Annotated in this window: 13 protein-coding genes and 4 pseudogenes; 3 read left to right on the forward strand and 14 right to left on the reverse strand. The window is 61.8% G+C overall.

All coding sequences use genetic code 11. The annotated features are described in order from the left end of the window. Nucleotides 1-172: 172 nt before the first annotated feature. Both JFT80_RS00920 and JFT80_RS00925 read right to left on the reverse strand, forming a co-directional pair. Nucleotides 173-1,402 (reverse strand): hypothetical protein, encoded by a 1,230-nt coding sequence (locus tag JFT80_RS00920; protein WP_201146609.1) that lies wholly within the window; start codon nt 1,400-1,402, stop codon nt 173-175. 26 nt (nt 1,403-1,428) lie between these two features. Next, nucleotides 1,429-1,878, reverse strand: coding sequence for a YcgN family cysteine cluster protein (locus JFT80_RS00925; protein ID WP_045058736.1), 450 nt, complete (start codon nt 1,876-1,878; stop codon nt 1,429-1,431). A 162-nt stretch (nt 1,879-2,040) separates the two neighbouring features. On the opposite strand from JFT80_RS00925, the gene JFT80_RS00930 reads away from it, so the two are divergent. After that, nucleotides 2,041-2,634, forward strand: a complete 594-nt coding sequence (locus JFT80_RS00930; protein ID WP_045058737.1) for a nitroreductase family protein — start codon at nt 2,041-2,043, stop codon at nt 2,632-2,634. A gap of 91 nt (nt 2,635-2,725) precedes the next feature. Here the strand turns inward: JFT80_RS00930 and JFT80_RS00935 are convergent, their stop codons facing one another. From JFT80_RS00935 to JFT80_RS00955, 5 genes and pseudogenes are all read right to left on the reverse strand, one after another. Further along, nucleotides 2,726-3,658, reverse strand: a complete 933-nt coding sequence (locus JFT80_RS00935; RefSeq protein WP_122837850.1) for a D-2-hydroxyacid dehydrogenase — start codon at nt 3,656-3,658, stop codon at nt 2,726-2,728. A 114-nt stretch (nt 3,659-3,772) separates the two neighbouring features. After that, nucleotides 3,773-4,066, reverse strand: coding sequence for a YcgL domain-containing protein (locus tag JFT80_RS00940; protein WP_008036150.1), 294 nt, complete (start codon nt 4,064-4,066; stop codon nt 3,773-3,775). Next, the gene (rnd, locus tag JFT80_RS00945; protein WP_201146610.1) at nt 4,063-5,196 is read right to left on the reverse strand and encodes a ribonuclease D; all 1,134 of its coding nucleotides are present in this window, start codon (nt 5,194-5,196) and stop codon (nt 4,063-4,065) included. The genes JFT80_RS00940 and rnd overlap by 4 nt, the downstream gene beginning before the upstream one ends. A 152-nt stretch (nt 5,197-5,348) precedes the next feature. After that, complete coding sequence (locus JFT80_RS00950; RefSeq protein WP_201146611.1) at nt 5,349-6,998, reverse strand: phosphoethanolamine transferase; 1,650 nt, start codon at nt 6,996-6,998, stop codon at nt 5,349-5,351. Between the two features lie 178 nt (nt 6,999-7,176). Then, nucleotides 7,177-8,555: pseudogene (locus JFT80_RS00955) on the reverse strand (glutamine synthetase family protein). Between the two features lie 383 nt (nt 8,556-8,938). Between JFT80_RS00955 and JFT80_RS00960 the strand changes: the two are divergent. Continuing rightward, entirely contained in the window at nt 8,939-10,123 is a 1,185-nt protein-coding gene (locus JFT80_RS00960) for a cyanate transporter (RefSeq protein WP_201146612.1), read from the forward strand. An 89-nt stretch (nt 10,124-10,212) separates the two neighbouring features. After that, nucleotides 10,213-11,148: pseudogene (locus tag JFT80_RS00965) on the forward strand (LysR family transcriptional regulator). A gap of 82 nt (nt 11,149-11,230) precedes the next feature. On the opposite strand, the gene JFT80_RS00970 reads toward JFT80_RS00965, so the two are convergent. From JFT80_RS00970 to JFT80_RS01000, 7 genes and pseudogenes are all read right to left on the reverse strand, one after another. After that, nucleotides 11,231-11,596, reverse strand: a complete 366-nt coding sequence (locus JFT80_RS00970; RefSeq protein ID WP_201146613.1) for a 5-carboxymethyl-2-hydroxymuconate Delta-isomerase — start codon at nt 11,594-11,596, stop codon at nt 11,231-11,233. A gap of 57 nt (nt 11,597-11,653) precedes the next feature. Continuing rightward, nucleotides 11,654-12,580, reverse strand: a complete 927-nt coding sequence (locus tag JFT80_RS00975; RefSeq protein WP_201146614.1) for a LysR substrate-binding domain-containing protein — start codon at nt 12,578-12,580, stop codon at nt 11,654-11,656. A gap of 92 nt (nt 12,581-12,672) precedes the next feature. Beyond that, on the reverse strand, nt 12,673-13,377 hold the full coding sequence (locus tag JFT80_RS00980) for an NAD(P)H-dependent oxidoreductase (protein ID WP_122837842.1): 705 nt from the start codon (nt 13,375-13,377) through the stop codon (nt 12,673-12,675). 33 nt (nt 13,378-13,410) lie between these two features. Then, nucleotides 13,411-14,822, reverse strand: a pseudogene (locus JFT80_RS00985) (aldehyde dehydrogenase family protein). After that, a pseudogene (locus tag JFT80_RS00990) lies at nt 14,815-16,006 on the reverse strand (pyridoxal phosphate-dependent aminotransferase). The pseudogenes JFT80_RS00985 and JFT80_RS00990 overlap by 8 nt, the downstream one beginning before the upstream one ends. Before the next feature lie 34 nt (nt 16,007-16,040). Then, the gene (locus JFT80_RS00995) at nt 16,041-17,648 is read right to left on the reverse strand and encodes a 5-guanidino-2-oxopentanoate decarboxylase (RefSeq protein WP_122838615.1); all 1,608 of its coding nucleotides are present in this window, start codon (nt 17,646-17,648) and stop codon (nt 16,041-16,043) included. A gap of 10 nt (nt 17,649-17,658) precedes the next feature. Then, nucleotides 17,659-18,691: acetate--CoA ligase family protein (locus tag JFT80_RS01000; RefSeq protein ID WP_201146615.1), on the reverse strand; the 1,033-nt coding region annotated here is incomplete at its 5' end.

Consider the following 18,691-nt stretch of genomic DNA (forward strand, 5'->3'; position numbering starts at 1 on the left):
GCAATGATTCGCTGGTTTCTCCGAAGACTGGGGTTTAAGGGCAAAAGATCGTCCGAACGCGGCCCGACCCTTCGGCAGCTCCTACAGTAACCAGTCGTATACAAGATGTGAGAACGACTCGATACCTATAGGAGCTGCCGGAGGGTCGGGCCGCGTTCGACGATCTTGTGACTTAGTGGAGTAACCCGGTATCCAGAACGCTGGAAGGCTCGCCAATCACACTCTCGGCCAACTGCACAAATTCCCTGGTATCTACACTTTCCAATCGCATCGCCCCACGCAGCACATCGTCCAGCGAGCGCTTGTTGCGGGTCTTGATGCGTATCTCCTGGTCCAGCTCCCCCAGCAGCAACACCGCCCTGCCAATCTGCGCCGAATCGACCTGCTCGCCGCGCAGGGTCTTCACCTTCTCGCCCTCTCGCGCCAATTTTTTGTGCAAGCTGGCATACCGCTCATCGCTCATGCCGCCCGCCCGGCGCACCAGTTCGATAGCGTAGTACTCGGCGAACCCCTCACTGATCCAGTCGCTGCGCTGCTTATCATTGATGCGTGCAAACAGCTGGGCCAACTCGCGCACCAGTGCACTGCTGCCGCTTTCGCTGACCAGCGGTAACCGGGAGTTGAGGTATATGGATTCACGTGCCGCCAGACTGCCGCGCCACATAGGGTCACTGGCGCCGACGATCAGCAGTTTGGTCGGATGCCGAGGGTACACCGCCTGGACCTGGGGCCAGATGAACGTCAGCAGCGTCAGCACGTCCATGCGGTGCATGCCCTGCCCTTGAGGCGAGGCCACGGTCACTTCGGTTTCACCCAGGCGCGTGCGGCGACTGCCAAGGTGGCCGGCGAGCATCCATCCCGTCGGGCGGTCGAACAGCCGTGACGGGTTGTCGATGCGGAATTTGTTTTTACCGATGCGCGGCCAAGCGGTTTCGACGCTGTTCCAGCCCGTCGGCAACTCGAACTCGAGACGCGACACCAGCTCGATGCCGTCCTGCTGATCGAGCCTGGCGGCGGGCACCAGATCGTCGCCGCGCATCAGCGCCCAGGTGGGCGTCATGCGCGTGTCGAAGCTGCCGTTCTTGCGGCCGTGGCTGATGCGTACGCGGTAGGTCAGGCTGGCTTTTTCACTGGAGGGGCGCCAGACACCGCGCGCCTGTTTGCCCGGGTTCAGCAACCACTGGCCGTCGGCTTTGAAGTCGCTGTAATGGCTGCCATCGCCGAGGTCGAAATCGAGGCTGCGCACCGCTTCGCCTTTGGCCAATGTGAGGCGCACTTCGGCCTGATCGCTCTGCGGTAACAGGCGCACGTGGTAATCGAGGTCGACTTTCTTTGCCGCCCACACCGGCGTACTGAAGACCAGCAGGCCGAACAGCAGCACTCGCAGCAAACCCACAGCCATACACACTCCTTGTGGCGAGCGGACAATCAACCCGCGCGGAAAATCAGATGGTCTTCCCAATCGTCTTCGGCCACGCTGCCTTCGGCCAGCATGCGCCCTGATTGTGAAATGCGTTCATGGTGCACCGCATCGCGATCACCGCAGACCAGATGGTGCCAGAGTGGCAGGTCCTTGCCCTCACTGACCAGGCGGTAACCGCAGGTCGGTGGCAGCCATTTGAACTCGTCGGCCTTGCCAGGCGTGAGCTGGATGCAGTCTGGCACCGATGCTCGACGGTTCGGGTAATCACTGCACTGGCAGGTCTTCAAATCCAGTAACTTGCAGGCGATTCGCGTGTAATAGACGCTGTTGTCATCTTCATCTTCGAGTTTTTGCAGGCAGCACAGGCCGCAGCCGTCGCACAGCGATTCCCATTCCTCTTGATCGAGTTGATCGAGGGTTTTGCTTATCCAGAACGGTTCGACTTTGGCGGCCATGGTTCAAACATCAACATCAGGTGGTGAAAAGGCCGCCAGTCTAGTGCCACAGGCCCTGCGGGCCAAGCATTGGCGACTGCCGGTAGAACTCACTTGTCAGTTTTGACGCCGCCACGTAGGGTTTTGCGTCGCCCACTTTCATACCAAGCAAGGAATCTGTCGATGAGTGCCAACCCGCGTGTTGCCGATTACGCTATCCACCCACAGTTCACCGACCGCTGGTCGCCCCGCGCATTCACCGGCGAAGCCATTCCCGAGGAAACGCTGCTGAGCTTCTTCGAAGCCGCACGCTGGGCGCCCTCGGCCTACAATTCGCAGCCGTGGCGGTTCCTGTACGCACGTCGCGACACGCCAAACTGGGAGCGTTACCTCGGCCTGCTGAACGAATTCAACCGCAGCTGGGCGCAACATGCCTCGGCGCTGATCATTGTGATCTCCAAGACCAGCTTCACCGCCCCGGGCGCCAGTGAAGAAACCCCGGCGCTGTGGCACACGTTCGACACCGGTTCGGCCTGGGGGCATCTGGCCCTGCAAGCGAGCATCAGCGGTTGGCACACTCACGGCATGGCCGGGTTTGACCAGGCGCTGACCCGCAAGGAACTGAACATCCCCGAGGGTTATGCCCTGCACGCGGCGGTGGCTGTGGGCAAGTTGGGGGACAAGGCGACCCTGGCGGAATACCTGCAGGCACGCGAGTTGCCAAGCCCGCGTCGGCCGTTGGCCGAGTTGGCGGCTGAGGGTGATTTCACCCTCTAAAGCAAAGATCGCAGCCTTAGGCAGCTCATACAGGTGTACAACACATGGCCCTGTAGGAGCTGCCGCAGGCTGCGACCTTTTCGGAGACGACTCAATACCCGCGACTGAAATCCACTTCCCCGCGCAACGCTTCGCCCGCCTGGTACGCCCGCAGATTCTCGACGAACAGTTGCACCATCATCGAAGGTGAGGTCGGTGCCGAGCTGTGGCCGGTCAGCAGCAAGCCCCACGCTGTCCAGAACGGATGCCGCTGCGGCAATGGCTCCTGGCGGCAGACGTCGATGACCGCGCCGGCCAGATGCCCTTCCTTCAAGGCTTCCACCAGATCGGCATCGACTACCGCGACTCCACGACCCACATTGAGGAACAACCCGGTGGGCTTGAATTGCTTGAACAGCGCAGCATCGTACAGATCGTGGGTGTGAGGCGTGTTCGGCAACAGGTTGATCACGTAATCCATTTCACCCACCAGCCGAGGCAGGTCCGACAGGGTGCCGACCTCGACAAATGGTGCCTGCTCGCGGGCTTCGCTGGCGATGCCGTACAACTCGACGCCAAAGGGCTGCAGAAAACGGGCAACGGTCTGGCCGATGTCGCCAGTCCCGACGATCAACACCTTGCGACCCGCCAGGCTCTGGCCCTGGCGACTGTCCCACTTACGCTCGACCTGGCTGACCAGGCGCGGCAACACCTCGCGCTCGTGACCCAGCAGATAGGTAAGTACGTACTCGGCCATGACCTGGCCAAAAATCCCCACCGCCCGGGTCAGACGGTAGTGCCGTGGCAAACCGTCGGCGAGCAGCGGTGTGATTCCCGCCCAGGTCGACTGCAGCCACTGAGGTTGGTGACCCTGACGCAGCAGGTTCGCCAGCAGATCCGGCTGGCCCAGCCAGACCGGACAGTCGGCAGCCTGGCTGGCCAGTTCGGCGGAGTCACCACTGGTCAGCACTTCCAGCTCAGGCGCGGCCTGGCGCAACAGTTGGGCGTACACAGGATGGTCGTGTTCAGCAATCAGAACGCGCATGGTTCAAACCTTTCGAAAACAGTGCGGACAACCGCCGTTGGAGTCAGCCTCCATCGCGCGGTCATCGCCAGATATCAATTCCAGTGTTTCAGGGAAGCTCGCCGCCTTGGCCGATTACATCGGGTCGTTGCGTCGCAGCAACTCTTCCGGAAGGTGCTCGATGTACTCGTCTTCGGCGGGCGGCATTTGCAGGTGGTAACCCTGTTTGTCGAGGTTTTCCAGCACCACCGTGATGTCCTCGCGCGACAGCTTGCGCTCAGGCGTGAGCACCAGGTCGAACGCGTGGTGCGGCTTGCCGAACGCCGCCATCAGGCTCTCCGGCACGCGCTCCAGGGCATCGCTCTTGAGTACATAAAGGTACATCTCGTTCTTTTTCAGGCTTCGATAAATGGAACAAATACGTTTCAAGGCTGTTCTCCGGCGGTGGCCAGGCTGTCGAGCAGCATCTGACCCATGAGTTCGCGGCGCCAGCCACGCAGCGACTCAGGCAATTGGTATGGGCCCTCGGGGAAGCCGCTTTTGACCAGTGCTTCGAGGGTTTTCTTGCGCAGCATCAGTTCTGGCGCCATGTCCAGGCGTTCTGCCTCGACCTGACCGAGTGCACGCAGTTGTTTGATCAACGCAGCAGCTTCGACCGGCAAAGGCTCCGGCACGGCCGGCGGCCATTGATCAGGCCCCACACTGCCAGAGCGTTTGATCAGATCAAGCAGAAATTGACCGTCCTGACGCACGGTACGCGGATGCATGTCTTCGATTTTGCCCAGCGCCGCGAGATTGTCCGGTTGCGTGCGAGCCAACGGCCACAGCGAATGCTCACGAACGATGCGGTTGCGCGGCAGGTCACGGGCGCGGGCTTCGGTTTCACGCCAGGCGCACAGCTCGCGCAGTACAGCCAGTTGCGCGCGGGAGAGTTTCCACGCCAGTTTGGCCTCGCGATAAACCTCGTACGGATCGGTTTCGCGGCGCAGATTGGCAACCAGCTCAGCGCCGTCTTCCAGCACCCAGTTGAATTTGTCGTCAGACAGTTTCGGCCGCAGTTGTACGAAAACCTCCGCCAGATGCACGGCATCTTCGGCGGCGTAGCTGATTTGCGTGTCGGACAACGGACGTTGCAACCAGTCGGAACGGGTCTCGCCCTTCGGCAACTCAATGCCCAGTACTGCCTGCACCAGGCGTGAATACCCCATCGAGAAGCCGAGGTTCAGATAGGCGGCGGCCAGTTGCGTGTCGAACAACGGCGCCGGCAGGCTGCCGGTCAGGCGCAGCAACACCTCGAGGTCTTCGCTGCACGCGTGCACCACCTTGAGCACCGCTGGGTTTTCCAGTAACGCGGCCAGCGGTTGCCAGGCATTGATGGTCAGCGGGTCGATCAGGTAGGCGCGTTTGCCGTCGCCAACCTGTAACAGACCGGCAATCGGGTAGAAGGTGTCGACCCGCATGAATTCGGTGTCGAGGGCAACGAACGGCAGTTGCTGCCACTCGGCGCAAAACTGCGCGAGGCTTTCGTTGTCGCGAATCCAGTGAATATCGATGGCCACACGGCTCTCCCTTGAAGAATGGCGCGCAGTATATATCGCCACCGGCGATTTACGCGCCTGCAGAGGGCAAGAGCTGTAACGAAAAGATGTACATGACGGCAAGAAATGTCTGACGGGCGGAGGTTTACGGGGTGCAGGCCGCTTCGCTTGTCCTACTGTTTGGCCAGCACTCCATCGATCACCGCGCCGCGGCACCCGGCGAACATGTCCAGGTCGGGCTGATAGACCGAGCTCTTCACTTCCAGCAGGCCGAGCATCGAGTGGAACAGGTTGTCCTGGCTCAACGGTTTGTCGCGGCTCATCTGCAGGCAGTGGGTGTCAACCGAATAGGCCTTTTGATAGCTGTCGCTAAACCACGCCAGCATCGCTACATGCTTTTGTTGCTCCGGCGCCAGCATGTAGGGCGTGCCATGCAGGAACAGATTGTATTCGCCCAGCGACTCCCCGTGATCCGACAGGTACAGCATCGCCGTGTCGACTTTGTCCTGATTGCTGCGCAATACATCGATCAGACTCGACAGCACATGGTCGGTATACACCAGCGTGTTGTCGTAACCATTGACGATACTTTCACGGCTGCAATTGTTCAGTGCATTGCTTTCACAGACAGGCGTGAAGTGCTCGTACTCTTTGGGGTAACGCTTGAAGTATTCCGGGCCGTGGCTGCCCATCTGGTGCAGTACCAACACGGTGTCTTTGTCCAGATGATCGATAAAACCTTGCAGGCCTTGCAGAAGGATTTCATCGCGGCATTCGCTGTTGGCGCACAACACCGGATCTTTCAAGTTGCTGACATCCTGCAACGTCACCCGATCACACGTGCCTTTGCAACCCGACTGATTATCGCGCCAGATCACGTCGATACCGGCGCGCTTGAGCACATCCAGCAGGCCTTCTTCGTTCTTTGCCTTGCTGGCGTCGTAATCCTTGCGGCCCATGTTGGAGAACATGCAGGGCACCGAAACCGCGGTTTCCGTGCCGCAGGAATGCACGTCGGTAAAAGCAATCAGCCCAGCTTCCTGGTCCAGTTTGGGCGTGGTATCGCGACCGTAGCCAAGAATGCCGAAGTTCTCGGCTCGGGCACTTTCGCCCACCACCAGCACCGTCAGTGATTTACGCGGTTGAAGTTTCAGATCGGGATTGCGCTGAGCGTCTTCGCCGATCTTCACAAAGGGGCGCTGTGCCGTCGCAACCTGCTCCTTAATAAAGCCAAGCGAGGCAGCAATATAATTACTTGGCACCACCATCAGGCGTAATTCGTGGTGGTTGCGAAACAATGAGGACAGGCCTTGATAGTTAATAAGCGCAATCGCTCCAATGACCGCAGCCGACGCCAAACTCACCAACCCTTTGCTTAATAGCTCGCGGTGCCAACGCCGATAATTGACAGGCAACTTCCACAACAACCAGGAGGGTAAAACCCCAAGCAACAACATATAAGCCAGCAACTTAATTGACAGTAAATCGCGAACTTCCGTTGCGTTGGTCTGGGCAAAGTTGCGCAGCATGCCAATGTCCATCAGCACGCCATATTGACTCATGAAGTACGCTACCCCGGCGCTGCACAGGAAGATCAGCGTCAGTGCAGGTTTCAGGACAGGCCGAAACGCCAGCAATGTCAGCACGATGTTGAAGGCTGCCAGGATCATCACCCCGAACGCGATCCGCATCGCCAGCCCCTGGCCGTCGTTGGCGGTGATCTCGGCCAGGTGCTGCCACAGTACGAAATTAAAACCTGTTAATAAAAAGACACTGGCAGCAAGTGTCACCCACTCGGGGCGAACGGCTTTTAACTTCAACATGATGTCGGCAGTTCCTGAAGAGAGGCGCCTGGGACAAATGTGAAAAAATCATTTATCCCGGCGACATTAACTCTAGGCAGCCAACCATCAATTTTTTGTGAAAAATTAGCCAACGATTAGTTGGCTAATGGCACATTGATCAAACTTGCAGCATATTTGAGAATGATTCAGCCTGCCCTTAGGCCTGGTGCAAGTACCAGCGCCAATCCTGTTCGCCGACCTCGCCCATGAATTGCCGATACTCGGCACGCTTGACCGCCAGGTAGACCCCGAGGAATTCAGGACCGAACGCCTCCCGCGCCCAACTCGACGCTTCCAGCGCGCGCAGGGTGGTCAGCCAGTCAGTGGGGAGTAATTCCTTGGCCTGGGCATAGCCATTGCCTTCCACCGGTGCCCCGGGGTCGAGTTTTTCAAGAATGCCGCGATGGATACCGGCCAGGATCGCCGCCGCCGCCAGGTACGGGTTGGCATCAGCGCCACAAATGCGATGCTCGATATGCCGGGAAAACGCCGGGCCGCCGGGCACGCGCAAGCTGACCGTACGATTGTCCACGCCCCAGGTAGCAGCCAGCGGCGCGTAGCTGTTGGTCTGAAAGCGGCGATAGGAATTGGCATTCGGGCAAAACAACAGCAACGAATCCAGCAAGGTGCTGAGCATGCCGCCGACCGCATGCCTGAGCAGCGGCGTGCCGTCCGCCGCTTCGCTGGCAAACAGGTTGTTACCCTCGCAGTCCGCCAGGCTGACGTGCATGTGCATCCCGGTGCCCGCCAGGTCATCGAACGGTTTGGCCATGAAACACGCCGTCATCCCGTGCTTGTGCGCCACCCCTTGACCAGCCGCTTGTAGCGTACCGCTTCGTCCATTGCCTCCAGCGCATCGCCGTGCTCGAGGGTGATTTCCACTTGCCCCGGTGCGTATTCGGAGATCGCCGTGCGCGCCGGAATACCGTGCAGTTTGCAGGCGCTGTAGAGGTCGGCGAGGAACGGTTCGATCTGTTCCAGCTCGCGCAAACCATAGACTTGCGTGTGTCGCGGTCGACCGCCGTCAGCGTCCAGCGCCGGTTGCGGGCGACCGTTGTGATCGCGTTTGGCGTCGAGCAGATAGAACTCCAGTTCGCACGCCATGATCGGGTAGTAGCCCTCGGCTTTCAGGCTATCGATGACCTTGATCAGCAGGTGGCGCGGGTCGGCAATACTGGCCGGCATGCCCTCGGTCGGGTGCATGCTGACCTGCACCGCAGCGGTCGGAATCTGCCGCCATGGCAAACGCACCAGACTGCCTGCCAGCGGATAGGCGCGGCAGTCGATGTCACCGACGTCCCAGACCAGGCCGGAGTTTTCGACGTCTTCGCCTTGTACGGTCAGGCCAAGGATAGTGCTCGGCAGCGGGCGGCCAGTGGCGTACACGGCGAGCAGTTCTTCGCGGTGCAACAGCTTGCCCCGTGGTACTCCATTGTTGTCGAGGATAAACAGCTCGAACATCTCGATGTCCGGATTCTGTTCCAGAAAGGTCAGGGCTTCCTGCTGTGTGGCGAAGGCGGTCGTGGCACTGCTCATGGGATTTCTCTTGTTTGCGTGTCAGGCAAGCGCGCACGCGCTGCCCGATTGATCCCGAAACGTGCCGGGACCGGTTATTGATGAATCAACGCAGAACGCAGAAATCCGGCGGGCGCGCGTGACGGCAGTGCCACAGCGCCCAGAAGGCCAGTTCGGAAGGAAGTGTGACGGGGCAACCGTCCATAGGACAAACCGTGCAAAACAGATGACAGCAGCGTCACACGGGTGGTTGGGGTATTAAATCGGCATTTGAAGAACCTTGGGTGTGGGTTGGCTAAACAATCAGCACTATTTAGTTTCCAAATACCAAAGACGACTTTCTGATTTGCCGCCCGCCAACTCGCGCCGGCTTAATCGGCACCTGCTCATTCAAGGTCCGATCCATGGAAACCGTCCGCGCCACCGCCCGCCCCGCCCTTCTACTAATGTTTGCCATCGTCCTGGTTGCGCTCAACCTGCGCCCCTCCATGGCCGCCATCGGCCCGTTGCTGTCGGCGATTCGCGGGGACATTGAACTGAGTTTCAGCCTGGCGTCGCTGCTGACCATGCTCCCGGTGATGGCGATGGGTGTGGCCATGTTCTTCGGCATCCGCGTCAGCCAGCGCCTGGGCGAACAACGGACCGTGTTCCTTTCCCTGCTGATCATCGGTGTGGCTACCGCATCACGACTGTTCCTCGACTCCGCAGCCGAACTGATTCTCAGCGCCGTGCTGGCAGGCGTGGGCATTGCCCTGATTCAGGCGTTGATGCCAGCCCTGATCAAGTCGCGTTTCAGGGACAACGTCGCTCTGTGCATGGGCCTCTATGTCACCTCGATCATGGGCGGCGCGGCCATCGCCGCCGCCTTTGCCCCGCTGGTGATGATTCGCACCGGTAGCTGGCGAGTCGGCCTGGCAGTCTGGGCCGCGCTCGCGGTGGTCGCCCTGATTTTCTGGATGGCACAGCCCGCGCAGCAATCGCTGATCGAATCAAAGTCGGCCACCAGGCAGTCTTTTTTCAACAATTCCCGCGCCTGGCTGCTCGCCATCTTCTTCGGCCTGGGCACCGCGTCCTACACTTGCGTGCTGGCCTGGTTGGCGCCGTACTATGTGGAAAAAGGCTGGAGCGAACAGGACGCCGGCTTGCTTCTGGGTTTCCTGACAGCCATGGAAGTGCTGTCCGGCCTGGCCACCCCGGCCATCGCCAACCGCAGCCGTGACCGCCGCCTGGTGCTGGTGGTGTTGCTGGGACTGATCATGGCCGGCTTCTGCGGCCTGATCCTCGGCCCGCAGCACTTGAGCCTGATGTGGCCATGCCTGCTGGGGCTGGGCATTGGCGGGCTGTTTCCAATGAGCCTGATCGTGTCCATGGACCACTTGGACAATCCGCAACGTGCGGGAAGCCTGACCGCGTTCGTGCAAGGCATCGGCTACCTGATCGCCGGTGTCTCGCCACTGCTCGCGGGTATGATTCGCGATCATCTGGGCAGCTTCGAGTGGGCCTGGTGGGGCCTGACTGCCGTCGTGGCGCTGATGATCCTGATGGTCCTGCGCTTCGATCCCCGGCACTACGCTCGACACATTCACTGAAGGACGATTCTCCTGATTCCGTCGATCCGTTAGGATCCTTCGCAGACTGTTGCGCCCACCTGCGCAACAAGGACTGCGAGACGCAATGGATGCTCAACAGCAACGTACTTAGAAAGCTCGACATGCAGGACCTCATGGTGTTCGTTGCCGTGTACCAGCAACACAACGTCACCGCCGTGTCCGAAGCCCTGTGCGTCAGCCAGTCGACGGTGAGTTACTGCCTGAAGAAACTACGCGCGGCTTTTGCCGATGAGTTGTTCCTCTACAGTCGTTCCGGCATGCAGCCCACTCTACAAAGCCGACCGCATGTACCCGCACGTGTTGAAAGTCCTCGAACACATCAACCTGTGCCACGCCGGCGCAACGACCTTCGACCCCGCCCTGCGGCCAACCACCTTCAACCTGTGCGCCCCGGAATATTTCGAACAACTGATCCTGCCACGTCTGCTCAAGCACTTCGCGTTTGCCGACTGGCCGGTGACCGTCAACGTGCACAAGCTCGAATCCGACATGCCCGGCCGACGCCCTGCGCGACGGCAGCCTCGACCTGGTGATCTGCTTCGGCCCGAACTTCCATCGCCAGCCACGGCGACATCAAGTCGGCGACGCTGCTGGAAGATCAACTGGTCTGCGTCTTCGACAAACCCGCCGCCCCCGGCGAGCACCGGTTGAGCCTGGACGAACTCGTCGAACGCCGCCACGTGTTCCCCACCCCGTGGACTTCCAGCAGTAACATGGTCGACGGCTGGCTGGCGCAACAGGGGCGCAGCCGCCAGATCGTAGCGCGGGCCAACAGTTATGGCGCGGCATTGAAGATGATCAAGGGGACGGAGTTGGTGGTGATGTTGCCGAAGAGTATTCAACAGGCGCTTGCTGGCGATGGCGGGTTTGGGTGTTGCGAAGCGCCGGTGGGGTTACCAGGTTTTTGCCTGGATATGCAGTGGCATCAGGGAATGGAGAAGGATGGCGCTAATGCCTGGTTACGCGAGCAGATCGATCTGGCATGTGACCGTCAGAGCAAGTAGCGCAAGGACCAGGGCTCACACTGTGATGGGTGAGCCTGTTCCAATCCCAAGTGGAGATAACTGGCTGACAGCTCCAACTCAATCAGTGCCCAACCGCCGTCTTCGCATAAGACTCCCGATCAATATCCAGAATCTCCACGCACAACTGCACTTCCACACCGGCTGGCCATTCGCACAAATCCTGCACCACTGCCAACAGGCTCTCCGACAGTTGCTTCTTGATCTGCGGTGATCTCCCGCTGAGCAGCGCCAGTTTCACATGCACAAACCCACGCTCGGCCATGGCGGTGCCGACCTTAAAGGTCTCGACCTTGATCGCGCGGCTTTTGATGTCGAATTCGGCAGCGAACTGGCCAGACCCCACCAAGGTATTGTTCAGCCGGATCAAGGCGACGTCGGCGTTCAGGCCTGGCAGGTTGGCGGTGTATTCCATGTGCAGGTGGGGCATGTCGAATGCTCTCTGAAGTGGCGGAAGGGTCGTACGTATAGCACAGAGTTTGCGGGCTCACGGCGCTGGGGGCATAAGATCGGTCGCGCTCATGAAGGTTTCCAGGCGTTTGCGCAGCCAGCGTTCGGCAGGGTCGGTGTCGACGTGGCTGAGCCAGACCATCGACAGGTCGAGGGTCGGAGTCTTGAACGGGAATGGCTCTTTGAACAGTGCACCGGACGCGGCCATGGCTTCGGCCGTGTAGTCCGGCAGGCTGGCGATCAGGTCGGTGCCTGCCAGCAGCGCGGGCAAGGAGCTGTATTGCGGCACGGACAGCACGACCTGGCGGGTGCGGCCGATCTCTGCCAGCCATTCATCAGCGTAGCCACTGACGTTGGCGGTGTGGGACACCAGCACGTGGGGACGCGCGCAGTATTCGTCCAGGGTCAGCGGTGTGTCGGACGCATCGGCGCGCAGGATGCTGGGCTGGATGTGCCGCAGCAATTTGCGCTTGGCGTTGGCCGGCAGACCGCGGGTCTGGCTGATGCCGACGGTGATGTCGCCAGACGCCAGCAAGTCGGGAATGCGCCAGTAGTCGACATGCTGCACCACGAACACCACTTTCGGCGCTTCCTGGCGCAGGGCCCGCAACAGCGGCGGCAGCAGGCCGAATTCGACGTCATCCGACAGGCCGATGCGGAAGGTCATGGTGCTGACTGCGGGATCGAAATCGTGGGTCAGGCTCAGGGCGATCGACAGCGAATCCAGGGCCGGCGAAAGATACTTGATCAACTCTTCGGCGCGTGCGGTGGGTTCCATGCGATGGCCAACGCGAATGAACAGCGGATCGTTGAGCATCGTGCGCAGACGATTGAGCGCCGAACTGATGGTCGGCTGGCCGAGAAACAGCTTCTCGGCCGCCCGGGTCACGTTGCGTTCGAGCATCAACGTCTCGAACACCACCATCAGGTTGATGTCGGCCTTGCGTAGTTCATTGCGATTCATCCATTGCCCCCTGGTCCCCTGAACTGCGGGCAGTGTAGAAAGACCTGGGGCCTGGCGTCCATCGGCATGAACGCCAGCGGCGTGACGTGCACTCACACGGGCAGCGGATAAAGGGCCTCATCGAACTGCGCCAGGCGCGGGAACGTCAGTGGTTGCTCGTCGCTCAGGTGCTCCAGGCGCTGCTGGTAATCGTGCAGGAAACCCTTGCGGGCCTCGTCGCTGATGTAAGGCACGTGCCAGGCGACGAAGGGTTGCAGCACATCGAAGCCGACGTAGGCCAGGGTGCCTCGCAGTATAGGACGCAGCATGTCTTGCAGCGGACCGTGAATCGCGCCCTCGCCGAACATGTGCTCGCGCCCGCCGAGGGTGACTGTCACCAGTGCCTGCTTGCCGCTCAAACCGCCCTGGTCGTAAAAACGCTTGCCGCCATAACACACGCCGGACACCAGCACCCGATCGATCCAGCCCTTGAGCATGGCCGGTGCGGAGAACCAGAAAATCGGGAAGTTGAGGATCAGCAGGTCTGCCCACAGCAGTTTGTCGAGTTCCTGCTGGATATCCGGCGCCAGGGACTGGCTCTTGACGCCCAGGCGTTGCTCCAGGGCATACACCAGGTAGTCGGGATTGTCCCGCGAGGAAAAATCATCGGCGCTGGCCACCGGGTTCCAGTTCATCGCGTACAGATCACTGACCTTGACCTCGTGCCCCTGGGCCTGGAGTGTCGCGACAGCCTGGTCACGCAGGGCTGCGGTGAACGAGTTGGGTTCGGGATGGGCGTGAACGATCAATACTTTCATGGGTATTCCTTGAATGCTGGCACGTTGGGGGAGTCATACCTGGATCGCCTTCACTTCGACGAATTCGTTGAGTCCTTCCTCCCCCATTCACGACCATTGCCTGACTGTTTGTAGCCACCGAATGGCGCCTGATAGTTGAACGCCGCGCCGTTCAGAAAGCACTGCCCTGCACGCAGCTGCCGGGCCAACTCCAGGGCCCGCTCCCGGCTGCCGGTCCAGACGCCGCTGGACAGGCCGAAAGGCGAGTCGTTGGCCATGTGGATCGCCTGCGCTTCATCGGCGTACGGAATCAGGCACAGCACCGGCCCGAAGATTTCTTCCTGGGCGATGCGCATGCGGTTGTCGACGTCAGCGAACAGCGTCGGACTGACGTAGAACCCGCGCTCGAATTCGTCAGTCTCGCCACCGAGCACCAGCCGTGCGCCTTCCTGCTGGCCGACCTGGATGTAGTCGCGCACGGTGCGCCGCTGGGCCGCAGAACACATCGGCCCAAGGAAGCTCTGCGGGTCCAGCGGATCGCCCATGCGCAAGCTTTGGGCCTCGGCGATGGCGATTTCCACAGCCTCGGCGTAACGGCTCGCCGGCAGCAGCATGCGGGTCAGTGCAGTGCAGGTCTGGCCAGAGTTGATCATCACGTCCTGAACGCCATAGCGCACCGCTGCGGCCAGGTCCGCATCCTCGGCGATCAGCAGCGGCGACTTGCCGCCCAGTTCCAGGCACACGCGCTTGACCGACGGCGCCGCCGCCTGGGCCACACGAACGCCAGCGCCGGTGGAGCCAGTGAACGACACCATGTCCACGTCCGGATGCCTGGCCAGCGCTTCTCCGACTTTCGCACCCGGCCCGCTGACCAGGTTGAACACCCCCGCAGGCAAGCCGATTTCCTCGATCATCTGCGCCAGGAAGAACGCATGCAGCGGTGTTTCCTGGCTCGGCTTGACCACCACGGTGCACCCGGCAGCCAGCGCCGGCGCCAGTTTGCCGATCAACTGATGCAGCGGGTAGTTCCAAGGGTTGATGAACGCGCAAACGCCCACCGCCTCGCGCACCACCCATGAGTTGCCGACCTCGCGGACTACATCCATCAGGCCGGCCAGTTCGATGTATTGCTCAAGCCCCTCGATGGGCCCGTCCACCTGGACAGCACGGCACCACTGCACCGGCATGCCCAGTTCCGCGGTGATCACTGCGGCCATTTCGTCGGCACGCTCGCGCAATTGCCCGGCCAGCGCGCGGATGTAGCCGGCGCGCACGCTTGAAGGTGTGCGAGACCATGAACCGAAGGCACGCCGAGCCGCAGCTACCGCGCTGTCGACATCCCGTTCATCGCCCAGCGGCACTGAACCGGCGGCGGTCTCGGTCGCCGGGTTGATCACCTGGGCGACGCCCTGCCCTGACGGCGCCTGCCAGCGGCCATCGATAAACAGCGCTGTGTAATCATGCATAGTGTCGGGTCTCCATCAGTTCACTGGCGCAGCGGGCGATGCGCCGGCAGGCGTCACTCAGGTGTTCTGCCCCCACCACCAGGCCCAGGCGTATATGCCCGGCGGCACTGGGGCCGAAGGCTTCACCGGCCAGCACCGAGACGCCATGGCGGTCGAGCAGACGGTCGGCGAATGCCTGGGCGCTGAGCCCGGTTTCGCGTATGTCGACCATCACGAACATCCCGCCATCGGGCGTCAGGGGGCGCACGCCGGGGCAGTCGGCAAGGCTGGCGCAGACTAGATCGCGTCGCTGGCGATAGGCATCGCGCATGGCCTGCAACTCCGGCAGGTTGCTTTGCAGCGCCACCACGGCAGCGTCCTGAATGAATTCGGGGGAGCCATACAACATGCACAGCGCGAGGTTTTCCAGGTGCTCCGCCAACGCCGGCGGCGCCACCGTCCAGCCGACTCGCCAGCCGGTCATGGCGTGGGATTTCGACAGGCTGTTGAGCGTCGCGGTGCGCTCGGCCATGCCCGGCAAACTGGCCGGGCTGACGTGCTCGCCCTCGAACAGCAATTCGCTGTAGACCTCATCGGAAATCAACCACAGGTCATGGTCGATGCACAGCCCGGCCAGTGCCTGCCAGGTGGTGCGCGGCAGGCTGGCGCCAGATGGATTGTGCGGACTGTTCAGCGCCAGCGCGCGAGTCCGCGGGGTGATGCGCGCCGCCACGTCTTCGGGTAATACCCGGAAGCCATTCTCGGGCCGCACCGGCACCGGGATCACCACCGCACCGCAGGCCCCGAACACCGCTTCGTAGGTCACGTACATCGGCTCGGCGACTATCACTTCATCGCCTGGATTGAGCACGCACTGGGCCACGCAAAACAGCGCGCACTGGGCACCGGCAAGCACCGTGACCTGGTCGGCCGACACCGCCTGGCCGCTGCGTTGCTGGTGCCGCCTGGCAATGGCTTCGCGCAGGGCGCGTTTGCCGCGCACGTCGGCGTAGTGAGTGTTGCCATTGAGCAGGCTGTCGATGGCCGCCTGGACAATCGGCACCGGGGTGTCGAAATCCGGATCACCCACGGATAACAGCAGAATGTCTTCGCCCTGTTCCTGCAGCGCCAGCGCGCGGTAATGGATGTCCCAGGCAGCGGCGCCAGTCACCGGCGATTCGTTGGGTCAGATCGGAAAAACGCATGGCCTGCTCCTTTTAAAAGCCAAAAAAATGAACATCAATGCGCGCAGGCATGCTTGAGCTCGATCAGCGTGACGCCGTTACGCTTGAAGCCATGGCGCAGATCGGTCTGCAACTCGGCCAGGCTTTGCGGCTGGGTGACGGTGCAGCCGAACGCGCGCCCGAGGGCGGCGAAATCCGGATTGCGCGGCAACACGCCGATGGGTTCGATGTCCAGGCCGAGCATGTCGTCGCGGATCTGCCCCAGGGCATCGTTGTTCCACAGCAACACGACCAGCGGGCTGTCCAGTTCCTCGACCGCCGTCGCCAGTTCCTGCGCGGTGTAGAGGAAACCACCGTCGCCGACCAGCACCAGGCCCGGCCGATTGGGCGCACCAAACTTGGCGCCGATGCCGGCCGGCAGGCCGTAACCCAAGGTGCCGTAGCCGGTCGGGTGCAACCAGCTGCGCGGGGCGCGGCTGTTGAAGGCGTAGTTGCCGGTGTACGCCAACTGGGTCATGTCGGTGCTGATGAAGGCGTTGTCCGGCAGCTCGGCGGCAATGCGCTCAAGAATGCCCTGGTGAATCGACTGCAACGGGCCGTGGCTGTTCTTCACCGCATCACGCAGTTTCGCGACGCTGGCGATTGCTGCGTTGGCATCACGGTCGGTGGCGGGCAGACGCTCCAGCAGGCCGGCGAGCGTCTGTTGCGCGTCGCCTTGCAGGGCCACCGCACAGGGATAGAAGTCGTTGAATTTTCGCGGATCGATGTCCACCCGCAACAGTTCGGCGGTCAACGGCAAGCGCTCGCGCCAGAAATCGGTGTCGGCCATTTCGGTACCGACCGCCAACACCACGTCGGCTTCGGCGATCAGGTTCCAGCCGGGCTCGACGCACAGGCTCGAACCGGCGTGGAGCGGATCATCCGGTGGCAACAGCCCTTTGCCGGCGACGCTGGTGAACAGCGGCGCGGCCAGTCGGGTGCTGATGGTTTGCAGCTCCTGCGTGGCGTGCAGGGCACCGCCACCGGCAATGATCATCGGTCGCTTGGCGTTTTGCAGCTTGGTCGCGGCGTGCTCCATGGCCGTGTTCGAGGCCGGGCCGCGTCCCGGACGCCGCACCACGTCGTTGCTCCAGTCGCGATTCACTGGCGCCGCCAGCACGTCCAGCGGCACCGAAATGTGTACCGGGCGCGGGCGTTCGCTGTCGAACACGGCATAGGCGCGGGCGATCAATTCGGGCAGGTCCTCGGCACTCAACGCCACCGCCGAGAACGCGGTAATCGGCGCAGTCATGGCGCGCTGATCCTGGGTTTCGTGCAGACAGCCCCAGCCCTTCCCGAGGCTGGCCGTGTGGTTGACGCTGGAGATCACCAGCATCGGAATCGAGTCGGCGTACGCCTGGCCGATGCCGGTCGCCGCGTTGGTCACGCCCGGTCCGGTGATGATGAAGCACACGCCCGGTTTGCCGCTGACCCGGGCATAACCGTCGGCCATGAAGCTGGCACCCTGTTCGTGCCGGGTCAGCACATGGCGAATGCCGCTGCCCGGCAGGCCCCGATACAGCTCCAGCGTATGCACGCCGGGAATGCCAAACACGGTGTCGACGCCGTAGTTGGCCAGCAGTCGCACCAGGGCCTGGCCACCGGTCAATGTCTTGGTTTGCATGTTCATATCCTCACTCGTGGCCGAGGCGAATCAACGCATCGACCGCAGTCGTGCCGTGGGCGCCGACCAACAATGGGTTCACATCGAGTTCCAGCAGGGCGTCGGCGTTTTCGCAGGCGTAGTCCGCCACGGCGCGGATCGCCGCCACCAGCGCGTTCAGGTCGGCCGCTTCACGGCCGCGAAAACCTTGCAGCAAACCGGCGCTGCGCAGGCTCAGCACCGCGCGGCGAATGGCGCCGTCGGTGGTGGGCAGCAGCAGGCTGCGACTGTCCTTGAGCAACTCCACCAAAATGCCACCGGCGCCGATAACCAACGCGAGGCCGAAGTCGTTTTCGCGCTTGATGCCGACGATCAGTTCAGCCAGGGGCGGCGTGGCCATGGGTTCCAGCAGCACCTGATCGAAGGGCACTTGCGGAGCGTAATCGGCGATGCTCGCGTGCATTTTTTGCAACGCGGCGCTCAGGGCGGCGGCGTCCTTCAGATTGAGCGCGACTGCACCGGCCTCGGTTTTGTGGGGCAGTTGTGCACTCACGGCTTTGAGCACCAGCGGGTAACCCAACCCATTGGCATCGACTAGTGCATTCGCCGACGTGCTCAGCACACCGTTGGGCGTCGGCAGGCCAAATGCGCGCAACGCCTGTTTCGAATCCCACTCGTTGAGCAGGCGACCTTCACCCGTCAAAGCTCGAGGGCACAGCGGTACCAGTGCCGACTCGCCGAGCGCCAGCAGTGCCTGGCGATTACGCTGATAACCGGCAATGCGGCCCCAGGCAGCCAGGCCATCTTCGACCCCTTGCAGCGCCGCCACGTCCTGGGCATGCAGGCGCTCGCGGGCGCTGGCCGGCAGCAGCTCGGGGAACGCCGAGGTGACAAAACCGGTCTTGCCGTGACGCACCAGCGCGGCGCAATAAAGCTCAAGCAACAGGTCGCATTCCTTGCGTTCACCGGTCGATTCCGCCGGATAATCGAGCACCAGCATGGCCGCGTCGGCCTCGGTCCGCAGGGCGCTGTCGAGCATGCGGTTCAAGGCTTCGCCGTCACCC

The organism is Pseudomonas sp. TH10, assembly GCF_016651255.1.
In the GTDB taxonomy this organism is placed as follows: Bacteria; Pseudomonadota; Gammaproteobacteria; order Pseudomonadales; family Pseudomonadaceae; genus Aquipseudomonas.

What these genes read in the sequence shown, in the direction of transcription:
- JFT80_RS00920 (WP_201146609.1), bottom strand. Translation starts at nt 1,402, where the DNA reads ATGGCTGTGGGTTTGCTGCGAGTGCTGCTGTTCGGCCTGCTGGTCTTC.
- JFT80_RS00925 (WP_045058736.1), bottom strand. Translation starts at nt 1,878, where the DNA reads ATGGCCGCCAAAGTCGAACCGTTCTGGATAAGCAAAACCCTCGATCAA.
- JFT80_RS00930 (WP_045058737.1), top strand. Translation starts at nt 2,041, where the DNA reads ATGAGTGCCAACCCGCGTGTTGCCGATTACGCTATCCACCCACAGTTC.
- JFT80_RS00935 (WP_122837850.1), bottom strand. Translation starts at nt 3,658, where the DNA reads ATGCGCGTTCTGATTGCTGAACACGACCATCCTGTGTACGCCCAACTG.
- JFT80_RS00950 (WP_201146611.1), bottom strand. Translation starts at nt 6,998, where the DNA reads ATGTTGAAGTTAAAAGCCGTTCGCCCCGAGTGGGTGACACTTGCTGCC.
- JFT80_RS00960 (WP_201146612.1), top strand. Translation starts at nt 8,939, where the DNA reads ATGGAAACCGTCCGCGCCACCGCCCGCCCCGCCCTTCTACTAATGTTT.
- JFT80_RS00970 (WP_201146613.1), bottom strand. Translation starts at nt 11,596, where the DNA reads ATGCCCCACCTGCACATGGAATACACCGCCAACCTGCCAGGCCTGAAC.
- JFT80_RS00975 (WP_201146614.1), bottom strand. Translation starts at nt 12,580, where the DNA reads ATGAATCGCAATGAACTACGCAAGGCCGACATCAACCTGATGGTGGTG.
- JFT80_RS00980 (WP_122837842.1), bottom strand. Translation starts at nt 13,377, where the DNA reads ATGAAAGTATTGATCGTTCACGCCCATCCCGAACCCAACTCGTTCACC.
- JFT80_RS00995 (WP_122838615.1), bottom strand. Translation starts at nt 17,648, where the DNA reads ATGCAAACCAAGACATTGACCGGTGGCCAGGCCCTGGTGCGACTGCTG.